Annotated in this window: 24 protein-coding genes and 1 pseudogene; 12 read left to right on the top strand and 13 right to left on the bottom strand. The window is 73.9% G+C overall.

Annotated features, from left to right (window positions below; genetic code table 11):
* Positions 1-102: 102 nt before the first annotated feature.
* Positions 103-474 (top strand): helix-turn-helix domain-containing protein, encoded by a 372-nt coding sequence (locus FHS22_RS13510; RefSeq protein ID WP_221473590.1) that lies wholly within the window; start codon positions 103-105, stop codon positions 472-474.
* On the opposite strand, the gene FHS22_RS13515 is transcribed toward FHS22_RS13510, so the two are convergent.
* The 8 genes and pseudogenes from FHS22_RS13515 to FHS22_RS13540 all read right to left on the bottom strand — a co-directional run bounded on the left by FHS22_RS13515 (position 475) and on the right by FHS22_RS13540 (position 6,015).
* Positions 475-1,113: a ClpP family protease gene (locus tag FHS22_RS13515; RefSeq protein WP_184941585.1), complete on the bottom strand. Its 639-nt coding sequence runs from the start codon at positions 1,111-1,113 to the stop codon at positions 475-477.
* A gap of 4 nt (positions 1,114-1,117) precedes the next feature.
* Entirely contained in the window at positions 1,118-1,726 is a 609-nt protein-coding gene (locus FHS22_RS13520) for a ClpP family protease (protein ID WP_184941587.1), read from the bottom strand.
* 163 nt (positions 1,727-1,889) lie between these two features.
* Entirely contained in the window at positions 1,890-2,066 is a 177-nt protein-coding gene (locus FHS22_RS37305) for a hypothetical protein (RefSeq protein WP_221473591.1), read from the bottom strand.
* 154 nt (positions 2,067-2,220) lie between these two features.
* Positions 2,221-2,814 carry a molybdopterin dinucleotide binding domain-containing protein gene (locus FHS22_RS13530; protein WP_377296236.1) on the bottom strand — a complete coding sequence of 198 codons (594 nt, stop codon included), beginning with the start codon at positions 2,812-2,814 and terminating at the stop codon, positions 2,221-2,223.
* Positions 2,815-2,960: 146 nt separating this feature from the next.
* Positions 2,961-3,071, bottom strand: a pseudogene (locus tag FHS22_RS39600) (molybdopterin-dependent oxidoreductase); the annotation flags it as partial.
* Positions 3,047-3,253 carry a hypothetical protein gene (locus tag FHS22_RS37985; protein WP_260407931.1) on the bottom strand — a complete coding sequence of 69 codons (207 nt, stop codon included), beginning with the start codon at positions 3,251-3,253 and terminating at the stop codon, positions 3,047-3,049. The gene FHS22_RS37985 and the pseudogene FHS22_RS39600, both read right to left, overlap by 25 nt.
* Positions 3,254-3,408: 155 nt before the next feature.
* Entirely contained in the window at positions 3,409-4,755 is a 1,347-nt protein-coding gene (locus FHS22_RS13535; RefSeq protein ID WP_184941589.1) for a hypothetical protein, read from the bottom strand.
* 126 nt (positions 4,756-4,881) lie between these two features.
* Positions 4,882-6,015, bottom strand: a complete 1,134-nt coding sequence (locus FHS22_RS13540) for a winged helix DNA-binding domain-containing protein (RefSeq protein ID WP_184941591.1) — start codon at positions 6,013-6,015, stop codon at positions 4,882-4,884.
* A 186-nt stretch (positions 6,016-6,201) separates the two neighbouring features.
* On the opposite strand from FHS22_RS13540, the gene FHS22_RS13545 reads away from it, so the two are divergent.
* The 4 genes from FHS22_RS13545 (at position 6,202) to FHS22_RS13560 (ending at position 9,943) form a co-directional block, all read left to right on the top strand.
* Positions 6,202-7,263, top strand: a complete 1,062-nt coding sequence (locus FHS22_RS13545; RefSeq protein WP_184941593.1) for an ADP-ribosylglycohydrolase family protein — start codon at positions 6,202-6,204, stop codon at positions 7,261-7,263.
* A gap of 702 nt (positions 7,264-7,965) precedes the next feature.
* The gene (locus FHS22_RS13550) at positions 7,966-8,526 is read left to right on the top strand and encodes a hypothetical protein (RefSeq protein ID WP_184941594.1); all 561 of its coding nucleotides are present in this window, start codon (positions 7,966-7,968) and stop codon (positions 8,524-8,526) included.
* Positions 8,510-9,088 carry an OmpA family protein gene (locus tag FHS22_RS13555; RefSeq protein ID WP_184941596.1) on the top strand — a complete coding sequence of 193 codons (579 nt, stop codon included), beginning with the start codon at positions 8,510-8,512 and terminating at the stop codon, positions 9,086-9,088. Before FHS22_RS13550 ends, FHS22_RS13555 begins: the two co-directional genes overlap by 17 nt.
* Before the next feature lie 249 nt (positions 9,089-9,337).
* Entirely contained in the window at positions 9,338-9,943 is a 606-nt protein-coding gene (locus FHS22_RS13560; RefSeq protein WP_184941598.1) for a TIGR03086 family metal-binding protein, read from the top strand.
* A gap of 89 nt (positions 9,944-10,032) precedes the next feature.
* On the opposite strand, the gene FHS22_RS13565 is transcribed toward FHS22_RS13560, so the two are convergent.
* Positions 10,033-12,543 carry an ATP-binding protein gene (locus tag FHS22_RS13565; RefSeq protein ID WP_184941599.1) on the bottom strand — a complete coding sequence of 837 codons (2,511 nt, stop codon included), beginning with the start codon at positions 12,541-12,543 and terminating at the stop codon, positions 10,033-10,035.
* Between the two features lie 236 nt (positions 12,544-12,779).
* Between FHS22_RS13565 and FHS22_RS13570 the strand changes: the two genes are divergently transcribed.
* Positions 12,780-13,145, top strand: coding sequence for a DsrE family protein (locus tag FHS22_RS13570; RefSeq protein WP_184941601.1), 366 nt, complete (start codon positions 12,780-12,782; stop codon positions 13,143-13,145).
* Between the two features lie 232 nt (positions 13,146-13,377).
* On the top strand, positions 13,378-13,914 hold the full coding sequence (locus FHS22_RS13575) for a hypothetical protein (RefSeq protein WP_184941602.1): 537 nt from the start codon (positions 13,378-13,380) through the stop codon (positions 13,912-13,914).
* A gap of 69 nt (positions 13,915-13,983) precedes the next feature.
* Here the strand turns inward: FHS22_RS13575 and FHS22_RS13580 are convergent, their stop codons facing one another.
* Positions 13,984-15,036 (bottom strand): zinc-binding dehydrogenase, encoded by a 1,053-nt coding sequence (locus tag FHS22_RS13580; protein ID WP_184941604.1) that lies wholly within the window; start codon positions 15,034-15,036, stop codon positions 13,984-13,986.
* Positions 15,037-15,268: 232 nt separating this feature from the next.
* On the opposite strand from FHS22_RS13580, the gene FHS22_RS13585 reads away from it, so the two are divergent.
* On the top strand, positions 15,269-15,520 hold the full coding sequence (locus FHS22_RS13585) for a hypothetical protein (RefSeq protein WP_184941606.1): 252 nt from the start codon (positions 15,269-15,271) through the stop codon (positions 15,518-15,520).
* A 163-nt stretch (positions 15,521-15,683) separates the two neighbouring features.
* On the opposite strand, the gene FHS22_RS13590 is transcribed toward FHS22_RS13585, so the two are convergent.
* Complete coding sequence (locus FHS22_RS13590; RefSeq protein WP_184941607.1) at positions 15,684-15,890, bottom strand: EF-hand domain-containing protein; 207 nt, start codon at positions 15,888-15,890, stop codon at positions 15,684-15,686.
* Positions 15,891-16,157: 267 nt separating this feature from the next.
* Here FHS22_RS13590 and FHS22_RS13595 point away from each other — a divergent pair, with 267 nt between their 5' ends.
* The 4 genes from FHS22_RS13595 (at position 16,158) to FHS22_RS13610 (ending at position 20,267) form a co-directional block, all read left to right on the top strand.
* A complete protein-coding gene (locus FHS22_RS13595) occupies positions 16,158-17,684 on the top strand; it encodes an N-acyl-D-amino-acid deacylase family protein (RefSeq protein ID WP_184941609.1) in 1,527 nt (508 codons plus the stop codon).
* Positions 17,681-18,520 carry an IclR family transcriptional regulator gene (locus tag FHS22_RS13600; protein WP_184941611.1) on the top strand — a complete coding sequence of 280 codons (840 nt, stop codon included), beginning with the start codon at positions 17,681-17,683 and terminating at the stop codon, positions 18,518-18,520. The genes FHS22_RS13595 and FHS22_RS13600 overlap by 4 nt, the downstream gene beginning before the upstream one ends.
* 100 nt (positions 18,521-18,620) lie before the next feature.
* Entirely contained in the window at positions 18,621-19,565 is a 945-nt protein-coding gene (locus FHS22_RS13605; protein ID WP_184941612.1) for a sugar kinase, read from the top strand.
* Between the two features lie 255 nt (positions 19,566-19,820).
* The gene (locus FHS22_RS13610) at positions 19,821-20,267 is read left to right on the top strand and encodes a DNA-directed RNA polymerase subunit alpha C-terminal domain-containing protein (RefSeq protein ID WP_184941614.1); all 447 of its coding nucleotides are present in this window, start codon (positions 19,821-19,823) and stop codon (positions 20,265-20,267) included.
* 127 nt (positions 20,268-20,394) lie between these two features.
* Here the strand turns inward: FHS22_RS13610 and FHS22_RS13615 are convergent, their stop codons facing one another.
* Entirely contained in the window at positions 20,395-20,742 is a 348-nt protein-coding gene (locus FHS22_RS13615; RefSeq protein WP_012892502.1) for an RNA polymerase-binding protein RbpA, read from the bottom strand.
* A gap of 78 nt (positions 20,743-20,820) precedes the next feature.
* Positions 20,821-21,051 carry a preprotein translocase subunit SecG gene (gene secG, locus FHS22_RS13620; RefSeq protein WP_068899030.1) on the bottom strand — a complete coding sequence of 77 codons (231 nt, stop codon included), beginning with the start codon at positions 21,049-21,051 and terminating at the stop codon, positions 20,821-20,823.
* Positions 21,052-21,143: the final 92 nt, after the last annotated feature.

The following is a 21,143-nucleotide window of genomic DNA, read 5'->3' on the forward strand; positions in this document are numbered from 1 at the left end:
CCGGCGGCGAAATCGCCTCCCCGGACACCGGTATCAGGGCTATATCTGGGAGAACTCCACGATCCGCTGCGGATCGCCGCCACCGCCGGGAAGAGGGGCCTGATGACGGACCGGAACGTGATCTCCATGCGAGGACCCGCGCGGCGGCCGAAGGCGCTGCTCCGGGCTCTCCTGGGAGGGACGCTGCGCCGGATGCGGCTGGAGCAGCGCCGCACCCTGGCGGACGTCGCGCTGGCCGCGAGGGTCTCGCTCCCCTACCTCTCGGAGGTGGAGCGGGGCCGCAAGGAGGCCTCCTCCGAGGTCCTGGCCGCGCTCTGCGACGCGCTCGACGTCGAACTGCCCGACCTGCTGATGGCCGTCGTCCGCGACCAGGCCGCCGCACGCCCCGTCCGGAGCACGCGGCCGGCGCCGGCCGCCCGGCCGGTCGCACCGCCCCGGCCCGGCCCCGGCGAGACCGTCTGCCTGGCCGCGTGATCACCACGCGCCGGTCCGGTGGGCCGGGCCCGTCTTCGCGGTGGTGATGATCTGGTCCGCGAGGCCGTAGCCGACGGCCTCGCGGGCGGTGAGCGTCTTGTGGCGGTCGATGTCCTTCCTGATCCTGTCCACCGGATGGCCGGTGTGCCTGCTGAGGATCTCGTCCATCTCGGCCCGCAGCCTGGCCACCTCGTGGGCCTGGACGGCGAGGTCGGGGAGGGTGCCCTGGGCCACGTCGAACGATCCCTCGTAGCTCGACGGCTGGTGCAGCACCACCTTGGCGTGGGCCAGGACCGAGCGCTTGCCCGCCGCGCCCGCGGCGAGCAGGACCGCCGCGGCGGACGACGCCTGCCCCACGCAGAGGGTCGCGACGTCCGGCCGGACGTACCGCATCGTGTCGTAGATCGCGGTCAGCGCGCTGAACGAGCCGCCCCGGGAGTTGATGTAGAAGCTGATCTCGGCGTCGGGGTCCTCCGCCTGCAGGTGGAGCAACTGGGCGATCACCACGTTGGCGACGCCGTCGTCGATCACGGTGCCGAGGAAGATGATCCGCTCGGAGAGCAGCCTCGAGTAGATGTCGAAGGCCCGCTCGCCCCGCGGGGACTTCTCCACCACCGTCGGGATCATGTACTGGCTCATCGGCTCACGCCTCCGCGTTCCGCAGGGCCGCGGCCGGCCGTACGTCGTCGACGTGTTCCACGATGTGGTCGATCATTCCGTAGTCCAGCGCCTCCTGGGCGCTGAACCACCGGTCGCGCAGCCCGTCCTGGGCGATCCTCTCCGCCTTCTGCCCCGTGTGCCGCGCGATGAGCGCGTTCATCAGGTTCCCGATCCGGTCGAGCTGCGCGGCGTAGATCTCGACGTCGGCCGCCGTTCCGCCCAGGCCCGCCGACCCCTGGTGCATCAGGATCTGGGCGTGCGGCAGGCCGTACCTCTTGCCGGTCGTCCCCGCGCACAGCAGGAACTGGGCCATGCTGCCGGCCTGGCCCATCGCCAGCGTGCTCACGTCGTTGGGGATCAGCCGCATCATGTCGTAGATCGCCAGTCCGGCCAGGACCGATCCCCCGGGAGAGTTGAGGTAGAGGCTGATGTCACGGTGCGGGTCCTCCGCCGACAGCAGCAGCAGCTGGGCGCAGATCCGGTTGGCGACCCGGTCGTCGACCTCGGTGCCCAGGACGATGATGCGTTCGGAGAGCAGGCGGGCGGTCAACTGGTCGTCGAGCGTGCCCACGGCCGCGGACGGCTTGTCCATGGTGGTGATTCTCCGTTCCTCGGATACCGGGGCCGGGAAGGCGGCCCCGCCACCAACCGTCGTCCATCGCGGCGCGTCCGGGCATGGGGATCTGCTGTGAGCGACTCTCCTCGCAGCAGAAAAACGGCGCCGGACGACGCCGCGCAGGGCCCGCGGGCGGCGCTCAGGAGGCCACGACCAGCGCCTGCGGGGCCGCCTGCCTCATCCGGCCGCTCACCCAGAGCAGCTGGGTGGCGGTCTCGCCCTCGCACCTGCCGACGACCTCCAGCAGCCCGGTGTCCCCGGCGCCCTGCGCGGCGTGCCCGATCAGGCTCCAGGACAGATCGCACTCGGCGACCATGAGGTACAGGTCGTGCAGGAGCCCGAGGGGACCGGATCGGGTGCCGGAGAAGAGCGCGGAGTGCAGCCGCTCGGGCTCGTCCCCGGCCTCACGCGCCGGCCAGCTCGTTCTGGGAGCGGCGCAGCAGCCCGAGGTAGTGGGCGAGATGCACGGGTCAGCCCTCCCCGAATCGCCGTGACGGAGCGGAGGTCTCCCGCGGTCCGGACCGCGTCCGTTCCCCGGGCCGCTCCGGGGCCGCGGAGGTCCCGGCCGGTCGCCCCGTTCCTGACCGCGCCTGCACCGCTCCCCGGGGCGAGTCGAGGCGGAGCAGGTCGCCCTCGGCCACGCCCAGCGCGGCCGCGTCCTCGGGGTTGATCTCCGCCCACACCTCGGGGGCGGCGGCGTTCAGCTGGGCGGCCCGGCCGGTCTTGGTGCGGGTGTGGAAGTGGTAGACGGTGCGGCCGGTGGTCAGCACCGTCGGGTGCTCCTGGCTCGTCGTCTCGGACGGCGGCCGGTACGGCACCGTGTGCAGGAAGGCCCGTCCCCCGGGCGCCTCGGCGCGGTACCGCTCCCCGGTGCGCTCGGCCCCGGTGAGCAGGTCGTGGCCGTAGGTCTCGCAGTAGTCCGGGTCGGTGTGGAAGCGCCCGGCGGCGTACAGCCGCGCGGCGCCGCCGCGGTGCAGGGGACCTGGATCCCGCTGCCGCCGCGCGGCATGCCGTAGGTGAGGCCGGTGTAGTCGCACGGGCGGCCCGCCGAGCACCTTTTCCACGCCTCGAACGCCGACTCCGGGTCGTGCCAGGTGATGAGCGGTGCGCCGTCCCTGTCCCGGAAGTCCATCCGCCGCGCGTAGTCGAGGAAGACGTCCAGATCGGAGCGGGCCTCCCCGGGCGGCTCGACGGCCTTGTCCGCGAGGTGGACCGTGCGGTCGGCGCTGGTGAAGGTCCCCTGCTTCTCACCCCAGGCGGCGGGGAGGACCACGTCGGCCAGGCGGGCGGTCTCGGTCAGGAAGAGGTCCTGGACCACCACGAACAGGTTCCTCCTGCGCGCAGGAACGTGTCCACCCGGACCGGCCAGGGGCTGCGGCGGCCGAGACCGCCGGGGAGCAGGTCCCTGAGCCCTCCGGGCAGGGTCGCGACGAGCCGTTCCAGCGGGGCGGGCGGGCCGTACGGCGTGCGCCTCCCCCACGGGTCGGCGATCCGGTCGGACATTTCGGCTGCTCCTTCGCAAGCGAGACATCGCACCGACGGGCGGCTTACCCTGGGCAAACTCCTCCCCACCCGTCCCCCGGACCGGTGGATAGGTCACGGCGGGACGGGTATGCGGCCCGCCGAAAGGAGACGACCATGGCAAAGACCTTCAGGGGTCACCAGTGGATGCCGCGCATGGCCGGGACGTGCGCGGCATCGGTGCGCCGAGGGCGGGCGGGGGCCTCCACGAGCCCGCCGGTGCCCGGCGCCCGGGCGTTGGTGACGATGACCGGTGCCCGGTCGCTGTGGCCTGCGGCGACGAGGATCGAGGTGCCGGGGACGACGACCAGTTCCCGCATCTCCACCCGGTTCGCGCCCGGCGGCTCCGGCACGGGCGCCCGTTCCCAGGTCCCCAGGATCCACTGCAGGATCAGCGGTCTGGCCGGGTCGGCGGCGTCCATGCCCGTCGCCCAGAATTCGTGGCTTCCGATCGCCACCACATCCGTCAGGGGACCCACCCCTTCGGGAAGCTCCGCCCGCCCCCAGGCGCGGCCGTCCCAGTGGAACAGCGCCCCCACCCTGTCCGAGCCGTCCTGCGGCGCCTCGCTGCCCGCCATCCAGACTTCGGCGGCCCAGCGGACGGAGATCGCCTCCGGCCTGAAGGCCGGCGGCGGGAGCGGCATGCCGTGCCAGGACCAGCCGTCCCAGTAGGCCAGGCGCGCGGGTGATTCCGCATCCCCGGTCTGCGTGCCGTACGCCCAGAGCTCACCGCCGGGTCCGGCCCCGAGCAGGCGCACGCGGAATCCCGGCGGCTCGTGCTCGGTCCACCCGCCCCAGCCGTCGAGCCCGGTGCCGTGGTACAGCCTGCTGGTCCGCCCGTCCTCGTCGGAGACGCTCATCCAGGCGTGGGAGTCCCTGACCGCCAGTCCTGCGAGGGTCTGCCGTCCGGCTCTGTCGGGCGGGTCCCTCCGCCTCCAGTTCCACCCGTCCCAGTGCGCCGCCCGGAGCACGGGGCCTTCGATCGAGGCGATCCAGAGGTCCGCGGCGTTGCCCGCCTCCAGTTCCACCCGCACCTGCGTGTCGCCGTAACCGAGCGGGTCGGCCTTCCGCCAGCCGAACCAGGTCCGCTGCCGCGTCACCGGGGTGGAGCGGTCGTGGACGGGCGACCAGCCGGCGACGTGCTCTCTTCCGCTCACCCAGATGTCGTCACCGGCGGGAACGGCCACGTCCTCGATCTCGGCGCGGGGCGCGAGGGACGGCGCCGGCAGGATCCACCAGTCTCCGGCGGCTCCTGTTCCCCCGGCCGGCCGGGCCGTCTCGGCCGGGTCCGCCGTTCCGACCGGCCGGGTCGTCTCAACCGGCCCCGTACTCCCGGAGACCTCGGCGGCCGGGAACGCTCCGGCGGTCCGGAGCGCCCCGGCAACGCCCGCTCCGGGCCTCCTGGCGGCCGGGGCGGTCGCGGACAGCCCCGCGAGAGCGAGCAGCAGGCAGGCGCCGACGGCGGCGCTCCGTGGTGACGGCATGATCGACAGTGTGGTCGGCACGGTCCCACCGGTCCACGTCCGGCCGCCACACCCGTGCCGGCGTTTTCCGCCTTCCCGGCAGTGGCGACGGGCCCCGGATCACCGGAGCCCGTCGCGGGCTCCGCGTCAGGCGGCCTCGACGCGGACCTCGGAGGCGGCGGCGTCCGGTTCCAGGAAGCGCAGGAGCGCCTCGCCCTCCGCCGTCAGCTCGGCGAGCGCCTCCTCGGGCAGCGGTTCGAAGGCGGTCAGCCGCAGGGTGGCCGTTCTCCGGCTGGTCTCGGCCTGCCAGGTGCCGCGGACGGTGCCGTCCCAGAGGAACGTGGCGCGCACCCGGAGGTTCTTGGTGGTGACCCGGGGCCGGTACTCCTCGGCCATCAGGCGAGTGCGGTCGGCGTGGGCGAGGACGAGGTTGTCGAAGTCGGGCAGAAAGCGGGCCGGGGCGGGCACGTCCTCGTCCGGTCGCGGGGCGCCGGGCAGGTCGAACAGCTCCCTGCCCTTCCCGTCGCGGAAGACGGCCAGCCGCGGGCGGAGGCGGTCCAGCACGGCGCGCAGCCCTCTGAGCCCCGACCAGGCCTGCGCGTCGGCGGCGGTGGCCGGGCCGTACGCCGCCAGGTAGCGCAGCACCAGCCCCTCCACCGGATCGTCCGGCGCCTCCTCGCGCCGGCTCTGCGCCGGGACGGCCCCCTCGCGCGGGTCCTCCCCCAGCCAGCTCTCCGCCAGGGTGAAGTCCGCCGAGGTCGGGAAGGCCCAGCGGTCCTGGGTGGGGACCATGACCAGCGGCAGCCGGGTCCGTACGGCGTAGCCCAGCGCGCGGTCGTTCGCCTCGGGGAACCTCTCCTGGAGCAGGGCGCGCAGCGCGGTGAAGTCGCGGGGCCCCTCGGCCAGGATCTCCCGGGCGGCCGGGAGGAGCCGGTCGAGGTCCAGCCCGGCGGTCAGCGTGCCGCGCCCGCTCAGCGCGGCGGCGAGCACGGGGTCCACCGCCGCGCGGAACCCGGCGTGGTCGGCCGCGCTCACCAGGTGCAGCGTGGCCCGCATCATCATGGCCCGCACGACCGTCCGGCCGTGCAGCGCCCGGTGCAGGTCCTCCCGGCGGAAGTCCTCCAGCCGTGTCCACAGACCGGTGAAGGGGTGCCGGGGTTCCTGCGCCTGCATGCCGCCGAGCCGCTCCACCGCCGTCACGGCGTCGGTCTTCTCCCGGGCGAGCAGCATCTGCCTGGCCAGCGTCGCCCGGTTGAGCCGCCGCGGCGTCAAGGTCTCCATGGCTCTCATCATGACGGCCGTACCTGACAGGCCGCGGCAGGTACGGCCGGGAGGGATGCCCGCCCTTCAGGTGGCCTCGGAGATGACAGGAAACCTTCTGAATATTGTGGACTGAATTCACATGTGATTTACTTCGTCAGCCGGACCCGGCGCATCACGCCGTCTCTCCCGAAAGCGAGCCCGACCATGGACGGACACCAGCGGCCCCCGTCGTACGGCTCACGCGTCCGGGGCTGCCTGCTCGGCGGCGCCGTCGGTGACGCCCTCGGCAACCCGGTCGAGTTCATGTCCCTGGCCCAGATCCGCGCGAAGTTCGGGCAGGCCGGTCTCACCGCCATGATCGAGACCGACGTCACCGACGACACCCAGATGACACTGTTCACCGCCGAAGGGCTGATCCGCGCCCGCCTGAACGGCGGCGACCCGGTCGCCTCCGTGCACCAGGCCTACCTGCGCTGGTTCGACACCCAGAACCGCCCGGCACCGGCACCCGAGGACGGCGGCTTCCGCACCGGCTGGCTGCGCACCCACGAGTGGCTGTACGCCCGCCGCGCCCCCGGCAACGCCTGCCTGTCCGGCCTGCGCTCCCGCATCACCCCGCGCCCGCCCGGCTCCCCGCTCGGCCGCGGGCCCGTCAACCCCGACTCCAAGGGCTGCGGCACCGTCATGCGCTCGGCCCCCTTCGGCCTGCTGCGCGGCTGCCTGCCCGGCGACCCGGTCCCCCTGGCCGTCGCCGCAGCCCGCCTCACCCACGGCCACCCCACCGCCGCCATCGCCTCCGGCGCCCTGGCCCACCTCGTCGACCGCCTCGTCCGGGGCGACTCGCTCGCCGAGGCCACCGCGTCCACCGAGTCGATGCTGTCGGCCTTCGACAAGCAGGGCGCCGAGCACCGGGAGACCGGTGACGCCCTGCGCGCCGCCGTACGGCTCGCCGGAGCGGGCGCGCCCACCGCGGAGAAGGTCGAGAGCCTCGGCGCGGGCTGGATCGCCGAGGAGGCCCTGGCCGTCGCGCTTTACTGCGCCCTGGCCGAGCCCGACCCGCGCCGGGCGCTGCTGCTGGCGGTCAACCACTCCGGGGACGCCGACTCCACCGGCGCGATCTGCGGCAACATCGTCGGCGCGGCGTACGGCGAGGCCGCCCTGCCCGCCGACTGGGCGCACGCGGTCGAGGGCCGCGAGACCATCCTCCGGCTCGCCGACGACCTCACCGCACTCTCCGACCTCACCTCCCGCCACCCCTCGGCCTGAGCCGCCGCGCACACCGGCGGCGGGCCCCGCATTCACGCACACCCGGCCGCCCGCACTCCCGAGGCACTCCAGTTCGTCTACCGTGCGCCGGAATCCGGATGTCACGCGTACGGTGGAAGTCACGGAGCGCCTACCGCCAAAGTTGACCCGCATTCAAACCTTGATCCGATGCCACGCCGCCCGCCAGCCCATACGGTTGCGGCATGTCGCGGGCGGGCACTCGCCCGCCGGTCCTGTTCGCCGACGCATCCGGGTGAGGTGGCGCCATGGCTGAGAAATCCCACGCCCCTGGAATCCGAAGTCGGGCGAAGCCGCTGCGGAGGCCGCCGGCCACGCGGTCGCGCGGGTATCGGGTCTTGAAGGACGACTCTCCGCGGCCGATCGCCTTGGACCCCCGCCCTCCCGGCGGACGCCGGAAATCGGCCTCGCCCACCCTGATACGAGCGGCCAGGGAGCAGCGGTACCACCCGGCGCCGGTCGTTCCGGTACACGCCTTCACGAGAAGACCCCGCACCCTGGAGATCACCTCCGCCGGCCGATCCCGAATCCCGCGATCGGCCGGCGGGGCCGTCCGCCCCTGAAGGCTCTGGACACTCAGCCGGGTCACCACAGAGGAACCAGGCACTCCCCTGATCACGAAATCCCCGTTCACATAGAAAAAGACCCATCGTGGAAAAGCAGTCTCGCTCCACTCGCGTTCCCGTGAAGAAAATCCTGACCCTGGCCGGGGTGGCGCTGCTGACGGCGGGCTGCCAACTCGGCCAGACTCCCCAGCCCAGCCCGCCCGCCCAGAGCGCCCAGCCCGCGTCGAGCCGGCCCCCGTCCTCCCCGTCGGCGGCGGCGAGCCTCCCGGCCGACCAGGTCATCGGCAGCCGGGAGATCACCGGGAACAACTGGTACAAGGTCCGCATCGACCTGTACTCCCTCCAGCGCCAGGACAAGCTGATCACCGTCAACTTCGCGGCGACCGTCCTGGAGCACGACCGCGCCAGCGGGTGGGACGTGCGCGACACCTTCTCCGCCGTCCCCTCCGACACGCCCACCGTGGACGGCGTCTACCTCGTGGACACCAAGAACGCCAAGAAGCACCTGGCCGCCACGGACGCGGAGGGCAGGTGCCTGTGCAGCTCCGGCCTCGTGGAGATCGACACGGACAAGACGGTCGTGTTCTCCGCCACGTTCGCCGCCCCTCCGGCGGACGTCGCCACCATGGACGTGTTCATTCCGCGGGCGGGGACGTTCAAGAATGTTCCGCTCGGTTAGCGCCGCGCTGGCCGTGGGGCTGGCCGTCGCCGCCCCCTCCCCCGCTCCCACCCAGGGCCCGGATCCCACCCCCGGACCGCTGGCGCAGGCGCCGATCATCGACGTCCGCGCGCCCGTGATCGACATCGAGCTCCGCATCGGCAACCTGGACGAGTCGATCATCGACGCGGACACCCCCGCCAGGAACAGGATCACAATGGCGGCCGACGTCCTGTTCGCCTTCGACAGGGCCGCGCTCACGGCGGAGGCCGAAGAGCGCCTGGCCCAGGCCGCCGACATGCTCAGGCAGGAGGCGGGCGGCAAACGGGTCCGGATCGACGGCCACACCGACGCCAAGGGCGACGACGCCTACAACCTCGCCCTCTCGCTCAGGCGCGCGAGGGCGGTGGAGCGGGCGCTCGCCCCGCTGCTGGAGGGGACGGGCATCACCTTCGCCGTCAAGGGCCACGGCGCCGCCGTCCCCGTGGCGCCCAACACGATGCCCGACGAGTACGGACGGACGGTCGACAATCCGAGGGGCCGGGCGAAGAACCGGCGCGTGGAGATCACCTTCTCCCGCTGATCCGCCTGCGCGAGCCGTACCGGCCGCGAGGGCTTCGGCGGTGCGGTCGAGGGTAGTGAAAGAGGCTGGACGCGGTGTTCCGCCGCCGGACGGCGGCACGTGCGCCGGCTGCGGCCCCGGCCGCTCTCCTGCGCGGTTGCCCAGCCGCTCCCCTGTGCCGTGGCAGGGCTGCGCTTCCACGAGCGGTCCCGGAACCGCCCAGCGGCACGTCCTCGGCTCACCGAACCCGTCCGCCAGTGAGGAGACACCATGACAGCCGACCTGCGCCCCGCGACCGCCGTACTCACCTCTCTCATCGGGCAGGTCCGCGACGACCGGCTCACCGCGCCCACCCCCTGCGGCGGCATCACCGTCGCCGAACTCCTCGACCACGTCGACGGCCTCTGCGTCGCGTTCACCGCGGCCGCCGCCAAGACGCCCCTCGACGGCGGCGGCGCCCCGGTGCCCGACGCGTCCCGGCTGGGCGACGACTGGCGCCGGCGCATCCCGGCCCGCCTCGACGGCCTGGCCCGGGCGTGGCGGGAGGCGTCGGCGTGGACCGGCACCACCGAGGCCGGCGGCGTCCGGCTCCCGGCCGGCGCCGCCGGGGCGGCGGCGCTCGACGAGGTCATCGTGCACGGCTGGGACCTGGCCGTCGCGACCGGCCAGTCCTATCCCGGCGCAGAACCCGCTCTGGCCGACTCCATGGCCACCGCGTACGAGTGGGTCGGCGCCGTCGCCGCCCAGAGTCCGGACGGCAGCCCCGGACTGTTCGGGCCGCCGGTCCCCGTGCCCGGCGACGCGCCGCTGCTGGACCGGCTGCTCGGGCTCACCGGCCGTGATCCCCGCTGGCGGCCCGGCGACGCCGGCTCGTGACGGAACGACACCCGCGCACGTGTACGGCGCCCGCGCGCAGGTCGGCGCCCGCACGCGGGTACGGCGTTCCGCCGGGTTCCGGCCGGAGGTCAGCCGCCCTGGACCGATCCCGTTCCGAGGGGAGAGGCGAGGCCCTCCAGCTGCCCGGCCGGGGGTGTGCGGTACCCCTCCGCGAATGCGGAGTCGAACCCCTCGGGGCCGAGCCGCTCACGCAGTGACGCGGGCAGTCCGGGGTCGGGAAGGAGGACCTCCCGGGCTGCGGGGTCGAGTCGTTCGGCGGTGCCGAGCAGGGCGGCGGCGCGCTCGAAGCGGCCGGTCGCGTGGTCGGCGCCGGCGAGCAGGCGCAGGCCGAGCGCGGTGATCCGCACGTCCCCGAGGCCGACGGCGGCCCTGGCGCCTTCGGCGAAGTACCGCCGTGCGTGTTCGTCATCGCCGTCGAACCCCGCGGCGCGGCCCAGCCCCAGCAGGCAGCGGACCGCGCAGCGCAGGTCGCCGATCCGCCGGAACTCGGCCAGCAGGCCGGCGAAGCGGGCCTGCGCGACGACGTGTTCCCCCCGGTGCTGGTCGAAGGTGGCCCGGTAGAGCTCGGCGTGCAGCCGCTCGTGGTCGTTGCCGCTGATGCGGGCCAGGCGCGCGGACTCGGCCAGCCAGCCGGGCACGTCGTCCAGGCGGATCTGGCGCTCGATCGCCCTGATGGCCATCTCGTTGAGGCAGTTGGCGCGTCCGACGTGGTCGCCGAGGCCGCCGAACAGCTCGGCGGCGTGGGCCAGCCGGGTCAGCGTGGCGTCGACGTCCGCGACGAACACGTACCCGGACAGCGCCATGGCGCGGTGCCAGTCGTCGCCCAGCCGTTCGAAGAGCGCGGTCGCCCGGGCCAGATGCCCGGGCGATTCCGCGCGCCGCTCGCCGTACCGCATCGTCCAGCCCAGGGCGAGCAGGGCGAGCGCCCGGTCGTGGTCGGTACCGCCGGCCGCCATCCGGTGCGCGTGCTCCGCGTGTTCCCGCGCCCGTTCCGCGTCCTGGTAGCACAGCACGACGGCGCAGGTGATCGCGGCCCGGAAGCCCAGGTCGCCGTCGGGCAGGGGCCGCTGGAGCAGCCTGCCGAGCCAGTCGAATATCTCGCCGCTGCAGCCGACGACCTCCCACGCCGTGCCGATGCCGGCGATGAACTCCCAGGCGGCGGCGGTGTCGCCCCGGTCGAGGACCCAGCGCAGCGCGGCCCTCAGGTCCGCCGAGCGCTGGTCGATCCAGCGGAGCGCGGCGGCCTGGTCCCGGCCGCGCAGGTCCGGCACGGCGGCCACGGCGCGGCGCAGGTGGTGGCGGGCGTGCTCCTCGTGCGCCGTCCCGGCGGCGCCGCGCGCGAGCAGCCGCCGGTGCGCGAACTGCCGGACGCTGTCCAGCAGGCGGTATTCGGTGGTCTCCTCCCGGTGACGGGAGGAGACCAGCGACCGGTCCAGCAGCCGGGAGAAGACCCGGATCAGGCCGGCCGGATCCAGCGGCGGGTGGGCGAGGACCTGCGCCGCGGTGTCGTAGTCGAACGCGCCCGGGAACACCGAGCAGCGCTCGAGCAGCAGTCGCTCGTCCTCGCTCAGCAGCTCGTAGCTCCAGGTGAGGGCCTCCTCCAGCGTGCGGTGCCGGTTCGGGGCCCCGCGCGCCCCGTCGGTCAGCAGGGCGAACCGGTCATCCAGCCGGGCCAGCAGTTCGGCGGGCGTGAAGAAGCGGATCCGGGCGGCGGCCAGTTCGATGGCCAGCGGCAGGCCGTCCAGCCGGCGGCAGATCGCCGCGACCTGCCGGGCGTTGCCGGCGGTGATCTCGAACCCCGGTGAGGCCGTCGCGGCCCGCTCGGCGAAGAGCCGGCCGGCTCCGGAGTCCAGGACGGCGGCGGGGTCGCCGGGCTCGGCGGGCAGCGGCAGCGGCGGGATCTCGTACACGGCCTCCCCCGCCAGATGCAGCGCCTCGTGGCCGGTGGCCAGCACGTGCAGGTGGTCGGTGGCCGCGAGCAGCTCGGCGAGCAGCTCCGCCACGGGGGCGGTCACGTGCTCGCAGTTGTCCACCACGAGCCAGTGCCGGCCCTCGGCGAGGGTCCCGCGGATCAGGGCGCGCAGCCGGTGCTCCTCGCCGACGACGCCCAGGGCGTCGGCGAACACCCGCTCCACGGCGTCCCCGGGGGACAGGGGCGCGAGATCGACCAGGACGGCCGGGGGCAGCGCGGTCACCGCGTGGGCGAGGTACAGCGCCAGCCGGGTCTTTCCGGTGCCGGCGGGGCCGGTCAGCGTCACCATCCGGTGAGCGTCGAGCAGCCGGCGCACGTCTCCGGTCTCCCGGGCCCGCCCCACGAACGACGACAGCGGCCTGGGCAGGACACGGCGGGGCCCGCGGCCTGCGCGGAGACGGGCCGCGGTCTCCACCAGGGCGAGCCGGTTGCTCCCGCCGAGCTTGCGCAGCAGCGACGACACGTGGCTCTCCACGGTCCGCTCCGACAACCGCAGCCTGGCGGCGATCTCCTGGTTCTGCAGGCGGTCACCCACGAGCCGCAGGACCTCCAGCTCGCGCGGTGTCACACCGGACTCCCGCAGCTCGTGGAAGACGTCCGAACCCATGGATCCGAGTATGTCGCCATCCGGACGGATGTACACGTCCGGCACTGAGCGGGTTCTCCGTACGGGATTTCCGTACCGGGCACGGATGTGGGGGACGTGAGGCGCGCGGTGGAATGACGGGACTCGCCGCACGGCTCCCCGTGCGGCGCAGACCCATGATCCGGACGAGGCCGGGGCGCGGGCGGTGCATGTGGCACGTTCCACGAGGCTCGGCGGAACGAGAGAAGGAGAGACCCATGGCAGGAAAGGCCGTCGTCAGTTTGGCCACCGGGCTGGAGGACCCCGAGCGGGTCACGGTGGCGTTCCTGGTCGCGCTCGGCGCGGCCGAGCAGGGCCGGCCGACGCTGATGTTCCTCACCAAGGAGGCCACCCGCCTGGCCCTGGAGGGCGTCGCGACCGGGGTCGCGTGCGACGGATGCCCGCCGCTGGCGGACCTGCTGGCGCGCTACGCCAAGGCGGGCGGGCGCTATCTGGTCTGCCCCATCTGCTTCGACGCCCGCAAGCTCGGCAAGAGCGGGCTGATCGAGGGAGCGGAGCTGGGCGGCACCGTCCCGATGTGGCAGTGGATCGGCGACGAGGGCGCCACCACCTTCAGCTACTAGACCGCCTGCGGGCGGCGGGCGGCGGGACGGACCACCGGGTCCGTCGCGCCGCCCGCCGCCCGCAGCCGTCCCGGCCGCCCGTGGCCGCGGACGACACACCGGCCCGGCACCCGCTCCCGCTTCCGCGGACACTCACCGCTTAACCTGCGAAAACAGGATCTGCAAAGGCCTGTTCGCGCACCGCTTCGCCGGAGGCGACCGGGCCTGTGAGCACAATCATGGAAGGACGACGATGAAGCACACGGTTGTCCGGCGGCTGGGTCGCACGGTGCTGGCGGCGGCGCTGGCCGGGGGGATGCTCCTGACCGGCGGCGCGGCCGCGGCGGTCGCCGAGTCCGCCGCGGCCCCGGTCCCGGCCCCGGAGAGGAAACTGGGGCCGTTCGGATATCGCGGCGTGAAACTCGAGATGAGCCTCAGGGAGGCCCGGGAGACCGGGAAGATCGTGCGCACGGCCCGGTCGGGCCGGTGCTCGGAATGGAACTTCAGGACGGGCCCGAACCGCCGCAACGGACCCGACCTGTTCATCTCCAGGCGGCACGGCGTGGCCGCCATCTTCGCCGCCGAAGGCACCGAGACCCGCCGGGGGATCGAGATCGGCTCCACCAGGCGGCAACTGGAAAGGGCCTACCCCGACCTGGAGCGGGTCGCGAGCGGGTACTTCATCGCCTCCGTCCCGAGGAACCCGGAGGCTCACTTCGCCTTCCTGCTGTCAGGCGGGGAGGTCCGCCAGATGGCCCTGGTCCTCAACAGGCAGGACTGCGGCAACTAGGAGCGTGAGCCCGGCGGCGACGGCGAACCGGGCCGCGCCGCCGGCCGCGTCCGCCGCCGGCGAGGCCGGTCAGGGCGTGAGGATCAGGCGGACCGGGTCGCCCTCCTTGCGTGCCAGGCGTTCCACCGCCGCGGCGGCCTCGGTCAGGGGCAGGGTGCCGCTGATGGAGCCGCCGAGGTCCAGGCGGCCGTGGCGGACGAGTTCGACGAGCTCGACGACGTGTTCGGGCGTCGAGCCGTAGTGCCCCAGGATCTGCTGGGCGAAGTAGGAGAGCGGGATGCTCTGGGTGATGGTGAGCGGGTCGGGGGTCAGGCCGACCAGCACGAGCCGCCCTCCCGGGGCGAGGCAGGAGACGGCCTGCTCCCGTACGGCGGGCGCCCCCGCCATGTCGAGGGCCAGGTCCAGGCCCCGGCCCGCGGTGAGCTCCCGGATCCGCTCCCGCAGGTCCGGGGCGGCGGAGTCCAGGACGGCGTCGGCGCCGAGGGCGGAGGCGCGCTCGCGGGCGGCCTCGATCGGGTCGATCGCGATGATCGGGACGGCGCCGACCAGGCGGAGCAACTGGACGGCGTGGGTGCCCAGCCCGCCGACGCCCCAGACCCCGGCCGGTCGGGCGGGCGCGGCCTTCCCGGTGGAGACGATCGCCGCCCACGGGGTGGAGACGGCGTCGGGGATGACGGCCGCCTGCTCGAACGGCAGGTCGTCGGGGACGGCGACGAGGGTGTGGTGGGTGGCCAGGGCGTACTCGGCCCAGCCGCCGTCGTAGTCGACCCCGCGGGTGCGGACCTGCAGGCAGGGCTCGGCGAAGCTCACGCAGTTGGCGCACCGCCCGCAGCGCTCCCCGGCCTGCAGCAGGACGCGCTGCCCGGCGGTCCAGGCGGGGGGCACGTCAGGGCCCAGGGCGTCGACCACGCCGGAGACCTCGTGACCGAGGGTGACCTTGTCCGCCGGGAGGAAGAGCGGCCGGATGCTTCCGTCGATCAGGTGAACGTCCGACAGGCACACGCCGGCCGCCTTCACCCTGATCCTGACCTGGCCGGGGCCGGGTTCGGGGACGGGTACCTCCTCGACGGCGAAGGTCTTGGCCCGGACGTCGAGCCGCCCGGCGAGCATGGTCTCGGTCATGGGGTCTTCCTGGTGCGCGGGTGATGTTCCGTGGCGGGACGCCACTCGTCTTCTCTTACCCGCGAACCCGCCGGAACAGTGCGAACCCCCCGGCCGGCGTTGGAAGGGGACGGTTCCGGCCTCGATATCCGGGCAGGAAGCCATGGATCGGACAGTGCCGTCGCAAACAGCACAGTGCGGCACACGATGGACACGGCACACGATGGACGAGGAACGGACAAGGAGGCGCCCCATGGCGCTCATCGACCGAGAATGCGTGCGGAAACTGCTGGAGGCACCGGACCCCGACGCCACCCTGGTCTTCGTCCGGGGCGACTGCGTGGTCCTGCCCGACAAGGAGATCGACGACGCCCACCGGGGACTGGTCATCGCGAGCCGGCGGGAGCTGACCAGGCTGCTGCCCGGCGGTGACACGCTCACCGAGCAGCAGCTCGACATGCTGGCGGACCGGCTCGACAACGTCGTCCGGGACCTGGGCGCCTGACCGGGACCGCCGGCCGCGCGGACGGGGCCGGTCTGCGGGCCCGCCGTATCCCGGCCGGCGGCCGCGCGGCCCCGGGCCACCGGCCGCGCCCGGACGGATCAGTCGCGCAGGCCGGCCATGCAGATCAGTCGCGCAGATCAGTCGCGCAGATCAGTCGCGCAGCTCAGTCGCGCGACATCATCCTGACGAACTCCTCGAAGGAGAACCGCCCGTCGCCGTCGGAGTCGGCGTCACGGCTCAGCGAGCCGATCGCCTCCGCCGGAAGCTCGGGGAAGTGCCGCAGGAGCTCCGCCTCGGTGATGAAACCGTCGCCGTCGCCGTCGATGGCGACGAACCTCTCCCGCAGCCCGGCCAACCGCTCCGTCGACATGTGTCCCGCCTTCCGTAGTCCGAGTCAGCAGCCAACCTACGGGACGCGCGGGCCTGCGAGGAACCCCGCCTCCGCGCTCCCGGAGCGGCCCGGCGCACCGGCCGCCGGCCGCGCAATGCACGGGCCGGTGACCGTGCACTGCGCGAGCCGGTGATCGTGCACTGCGCGGGCCGGTGATCGTGCACTGCGCGGGCCGGTGATTGTGCACTGCACAACGTTGCGTCCCGGGTATGACAAACCGCACCGGTTCCCCCTACCTTGACCAGCGTGTTCGACGTGCTCATCCATGGCGGCCGCGTGGTCGACGGCACCGGCGCCGCGCCGTACCCCGCCGACGTCGGCGTCCGCGACGGCCGCATCGAGGCGGTCGGCGACCTCTCCCGGGCGGACGTTCCCCGCGCGGCCCGGATCGACGCCTCCGGCCGTCTGGTGGCCCCCGGTTTCATCGACGCCCACGTGCACGGCGACGCCACCGTGCTGGACCCCGAGGTCCAGCTGGCGGCGCTGCGGCAGGGCGTCACCACGTTCGTGCTCGGCCAGGACGGGCTGTCCTTCGCGCCGTCCTCCCCGCAGGCGCTGCGCTTCGTCACCCGCTACTTCGCCGCGATCAACGGCGCCCATCCGGCGCTGGACGGCGGGCCGGTGAGCGTGGCCCGGCTGCTGGCCACCTACGACCGGACCACCGCGCTCAACACCGCCTACCTGGTCCCGCACGGCACGGTCCGGCACACCGCCGGCGCCGACCCCGCCGCGATGCTCCGCCTGGTGGAGCGGGGTCTGGAGGAGGGCGCGGCCGGACTGTCCAGCGGCCTGGAGTACATCCCCGGCCGGTACGGCGACGCCGCCGAGCTCGCCGCGCTGTGCGCGCCCGTCGCCGCGGCCGGCCTGCCGTACGTGACCCACATGCGCGGCTACGAGGAGAAGGCGTCCGCCGGCATGGCCGAGGCCCGGCTGATCGCCGAGAGGTCCGGAGCGGCGCTGCACGTCTCGCACTACCACGGCCCCGGCGCGGAGCTGGCGGGCATGGTCGACGACGCCCTCGCGGCGGGCCTGGACGTCACCTTCGACAGCTACCCCTACCTCAGCGGGTTCAGCATCCTGGCGATGGTCGCCCTCCCCCGCGACCTGGACGACCCGGACCTCGACCGCCTCGTGGAGCGCCTGCGCGAGCCGGAGGTACGGCGCCGCCTGGCCCGCGAGACCGACCCCGCGCTCTGGCACCGCGCCGTGCTGGCTCACGTGCCCTCCGCCGAGCTGGGCTGGGCCGAGGGCAGGACCATCGCCGAGGCCGCCGCCGAGGCGGGGCGGGAGCCCGCCGCGTTCTGCGCGGACCTGCTGGTCGCGACGGCGCTGGAGGCGAGCTGCGTGTTCGCCCAGCCGCCGGGGAACGACGACGCCTCCATGCGGCTGCTGCTGCGCCACCCGGCGCACCTGGGCGGATCCGACGGCATCCACCTCGGTGGCCACCCGCACCCGCGGGCCTTCGGGGCCTTCGCCCGCTTCCTCGGCCGGCACGTCCGCGAGCTGGGCGACTGGACGTGGCAGGAGGCCGTCGCGCACCTGTCCACCGGCCCCGCCCGCCGGTTCCGGCTTCCGGACCGGGGGGAGATCCGCCCCGGCATGGCCGCGGACCTCGTGGTGATCGACCCGGAGCGGGTGACCGACGCCGCCGACTACCCCCGGCCGCGCGTCCTCGCCGAGGGGATCGGCGACGTGCTGGTCGGCGGCGTGCCGGTGCTGGCGGGCGGCGCCCTCACCGGCGCCCTCACCGGGCGCCCGCTGAGGCCCCGATGAGCGCCCCCGTGCCCGGCCGCGACCAGGGCCGGACGGCCGAGCCGGAGCAGGGCCGGGCGGCCGGGCGCGAGCGCAACCAGTCGGCCTCGCTCCGCCGGGCGCTGGCCGTACTGGAGTACGTGCGCGACCACGCGGGCGCCGGGCAGGGACTCTCGCTCTCCCGGCTGGCCGAGGCGCTCGGCCTGTCCAAGAGCACCGTGCTCCGGTTGACCGTCCCGCTGGTGGAGGCGAGGCTGCTGGAACGCGACCGCCGCACCGGCGCCTACCGTCTCGGCCACGGCACGCTCCGCCTCGGCCAGGCCTACCTGTCCACGCTCGACCTGCGCTCGGTGGCCGCGGAGGAGACGCGCGAGCTCATGCGCGAGGCCGGCGAGACCGTGCACCTGGTCGTCTACGAGCCGCCGTACGTCGTCTACATCGACAAGGTCGAGGACGAGAGCAAGGTCCGCATGGCCTCGCGCATCGGCAGCCGGGGACGGCTCTACTGCACGGCCGTCGGAAAGGCGATCCTCGCCTGGCAGCCGGAGGCGGTCGTGGCGGAGACCGTGGCGGCGGGCATGCCCGCCCTCACCCGCCACACGATCACCGACCCGGTACGGCTCCGCACCGAGCTGGCCCGCATCCGGCAGCGCGGCTACGCGGTCGACGACCGGGAGAACGAGCCCGAGGTCCGCTGCGTGGCCGCGCCCATCTTCGGCCACGACGACTCCGTGTCCTCCGCCCTGTCCGTCTCCGGCCTGACCTCGCGGATCACCGCCGCCCGGGTGCGCGACCTGGGACCGCTGGTGGCGCGGACCGCCCTGCGCATCTCCAGGAAGCTGGGTTCCCTCCGATGACCGCCCGTCCGGCTCCCGGGAGCCGGACACCACCCGCCGGCCGCCCCCGCGACTCCGGCGATCCGATCCCGTCCGCTCCTCGAATCCCGGAGACCGCCCGATGACCGACCTGGTGACCCTCGGCGAGACCATGGCCCTGTTCACCGCCCGCCGCGTCGGCCTGCTCCGGCACGCCCGCGAGTTCGACCTCGGCGTGGGCGGCGCGGAGTCGAACGTGGCGATCGGCGTCACCCGGCTGGGCCTGCGGGCGGCGTGGATCGGCCGGGTGGGGGCCGACGAGCTCGGCGAGCTGGTCCGCTCGACCCTGACCGGGGAGCACGTGGACACCTCCCGGGCGGTCGTCGACCCGGGTGCGCCCACCGGACTGATGATCAAGGGGAGGCGCACCGCGGACCTGGTGGACGTGGGCTACTACCGCGCGGCGAGCGCGGGTTCCCGGCTCTGCCCGGACGACCTGGACCCGGAGCTGGTCCGCTCGGCCCGCGTGCTGCACGTCACCGGGATCACCCCGGCGCTCTCGGTCTCGGCCCACGAGGCGGTCCGCGCCGCGGTGGCCGAGGCCCGCGCCGCCGGGGTGCCGGTCTCCATGGACGTCAACTACCGCCGGGGCCTGTGGACGCCCGCCGAGGCGGCCTCCGTGCTGCGCGGGCTCGTCGCGGCCGCCGACGTGCTGTTCGTCACCGAGGCCGAGGCCCGGCTGCTGGTTGAGGGCGACGATCCCGAAGGGCTGGCCTCGGCTCTCGCCGCCCTGGGCCCCCGCCACGTGCTGGTCAAGCTGGGAGCGCGCGGGGCGGTGGAGCTCTCCGACGGCGAGGTCCGGCGGGCGGCGCCGTACCCCGTCACCGAGCTCGACCCGGTGGGAGCCGGGGACGCCTTCGCCGCCGGGTGGCTGACCGGCTGGCTGGACGAGGCGGCGCCGGAGCGGCGGCTGTCCACCGCCTGCGCCGCCGGGGCGTTCGCGGTCACCGCGAGCGGCGACTGGGAGAGCCTCCCCCGCCGTGCCGACCTGGCGCTCCTGACCCGGTCCGACGGGGTGAACCGCTAGGGACCGTCGCGCAAGCGCCGGTGACCATCCTCCCCTCGAACACGGCCCTGTCCGGAGCCGGTGCCATCGGCGAACTCCGCGGCGGGAAGCGTGAACACCGCAACCGGGCACGACCGGTACCCGGCGCTGTCGCGCCCGCCAGCCGCTTCCAAGAGGGACACAAGCCGGTCCGAGCACGCTGGGCGGATCACCGGCCCGTCACCGGCGAACGTGGCGGGACCTCCGCAGAGAGCACGAGCCCGAGGAAGGTCCGCGATGCCGCTCCGCCAGTCGTGGGAAGCACCCGAAGAACCGCTGTGCCGGCCGTACTCGATAGGCGACCTGGGCCTGCCCGTCGAAGAACTCAGCCTCCCAGTCCGCACCTACAGCCGTCTCAAACGCGCGGGCATCGACAGCTTCGGTGAGCTGGTCTCCCGCAGGAGGCAGCACATACTGGCGATCAAGGGCATCGAATCCCAGGAACTCGAGGAGATCGAGGAGAAGCTCTCAGCCTTCCATCTGGCGTTGAAAGCCACTCCGGAAGGCCCGGTGCGGCACCCCGTCCGCTCCATCGGCCACCTCCAGGCGCGGCCGGTCTCCGCGATCGCCTTCTCCCCGGACGGCCGCCTGCTGGCCACCGGCGGCTCGGACGGCACGGCACGGCTGTGGGACGCCGGCACCGGCGGCGTTAACGATGCGCCCGCGGGAAACGCCCAGGAGTGAGGAACCGGCGGACGGCCCTCGGAACACGGACATGGGCAGGGCCCCCGCGGATCGTGCCGCGGGGGCCCTGCCCATGACGTACCGCCTGTGCGGTCGGAGCCCGTACCGGGCTCCGACCGAGGGACGGCTAGTAGATCGGGCGCGAGGAGGAGCGCAGGCGCTCCAGCGCCTCGGCCAGGATCTGCGCGCCGTCCTTGTCGCTGCGACGCTCCTTCACGTAGGCGAGGTGCGTCTTGTAGGGCTCGTTGCGCGGAGGCGCGGGCGGGTTGGCCTCGTCCTGACCGGCCGGGAGACCGCACCGCGGGCAGTCCCAGAACTCGGGGACGGCCGCGTCGCTGGCGAAGCTGGGGCGCGTCTCGTGCATGTTCGCGCACCAGAAGGGAACCCTTACACGGGGAGCCGCCTCGCCACGCTCCGCCTCCCCCATCGGGCCTGCGCCGACACGGCTGCCACGGATCGCGTTGCCACTACCCACGGATGAACTCCTCGCTCGATGGCCCCTCCGCCCGGGATGCGGGGGGCTGTACCACTGTCACGCTTCCGGCAAGCCGAATCAGGGCTTCAGGAGCAGACCCAGCGCGATGATGCACACGAACCAGACCACCCCGGTGATGATGGTGAGCCGGTCGAGGTTGCGCTCCACCACCGACGAGCCTCCGAACGACGACGAGAAACCGCCACCGAACAGATCCGACAGACCACCGCCCTTGCCCTTGTGGAGCAGGACGAGCAGGATCATCAGCATGCTCGACAGGATGAGGGCGATGGAGATTCCGATTGTCACCGTTGACCTGTTTCCTTATTGCGCGCGACCCGCGTCCGGGTGCGACCCCTTTGTATGACGCCCTGCGGCGTGACGATTCGAACTTGCTCTAA

The organism is Thiemannella venezuelensis (genome assembly GCF_014203605.1).
In the GTDB taxonomy this organism is placed as follows: domain Bacteria; phylum Actinomycetota; class Actinomycetes; order Streptosporangiales; family Streptosporangiaceae; genus Planomonospora_A; species Planomonospora_A venezuelensis.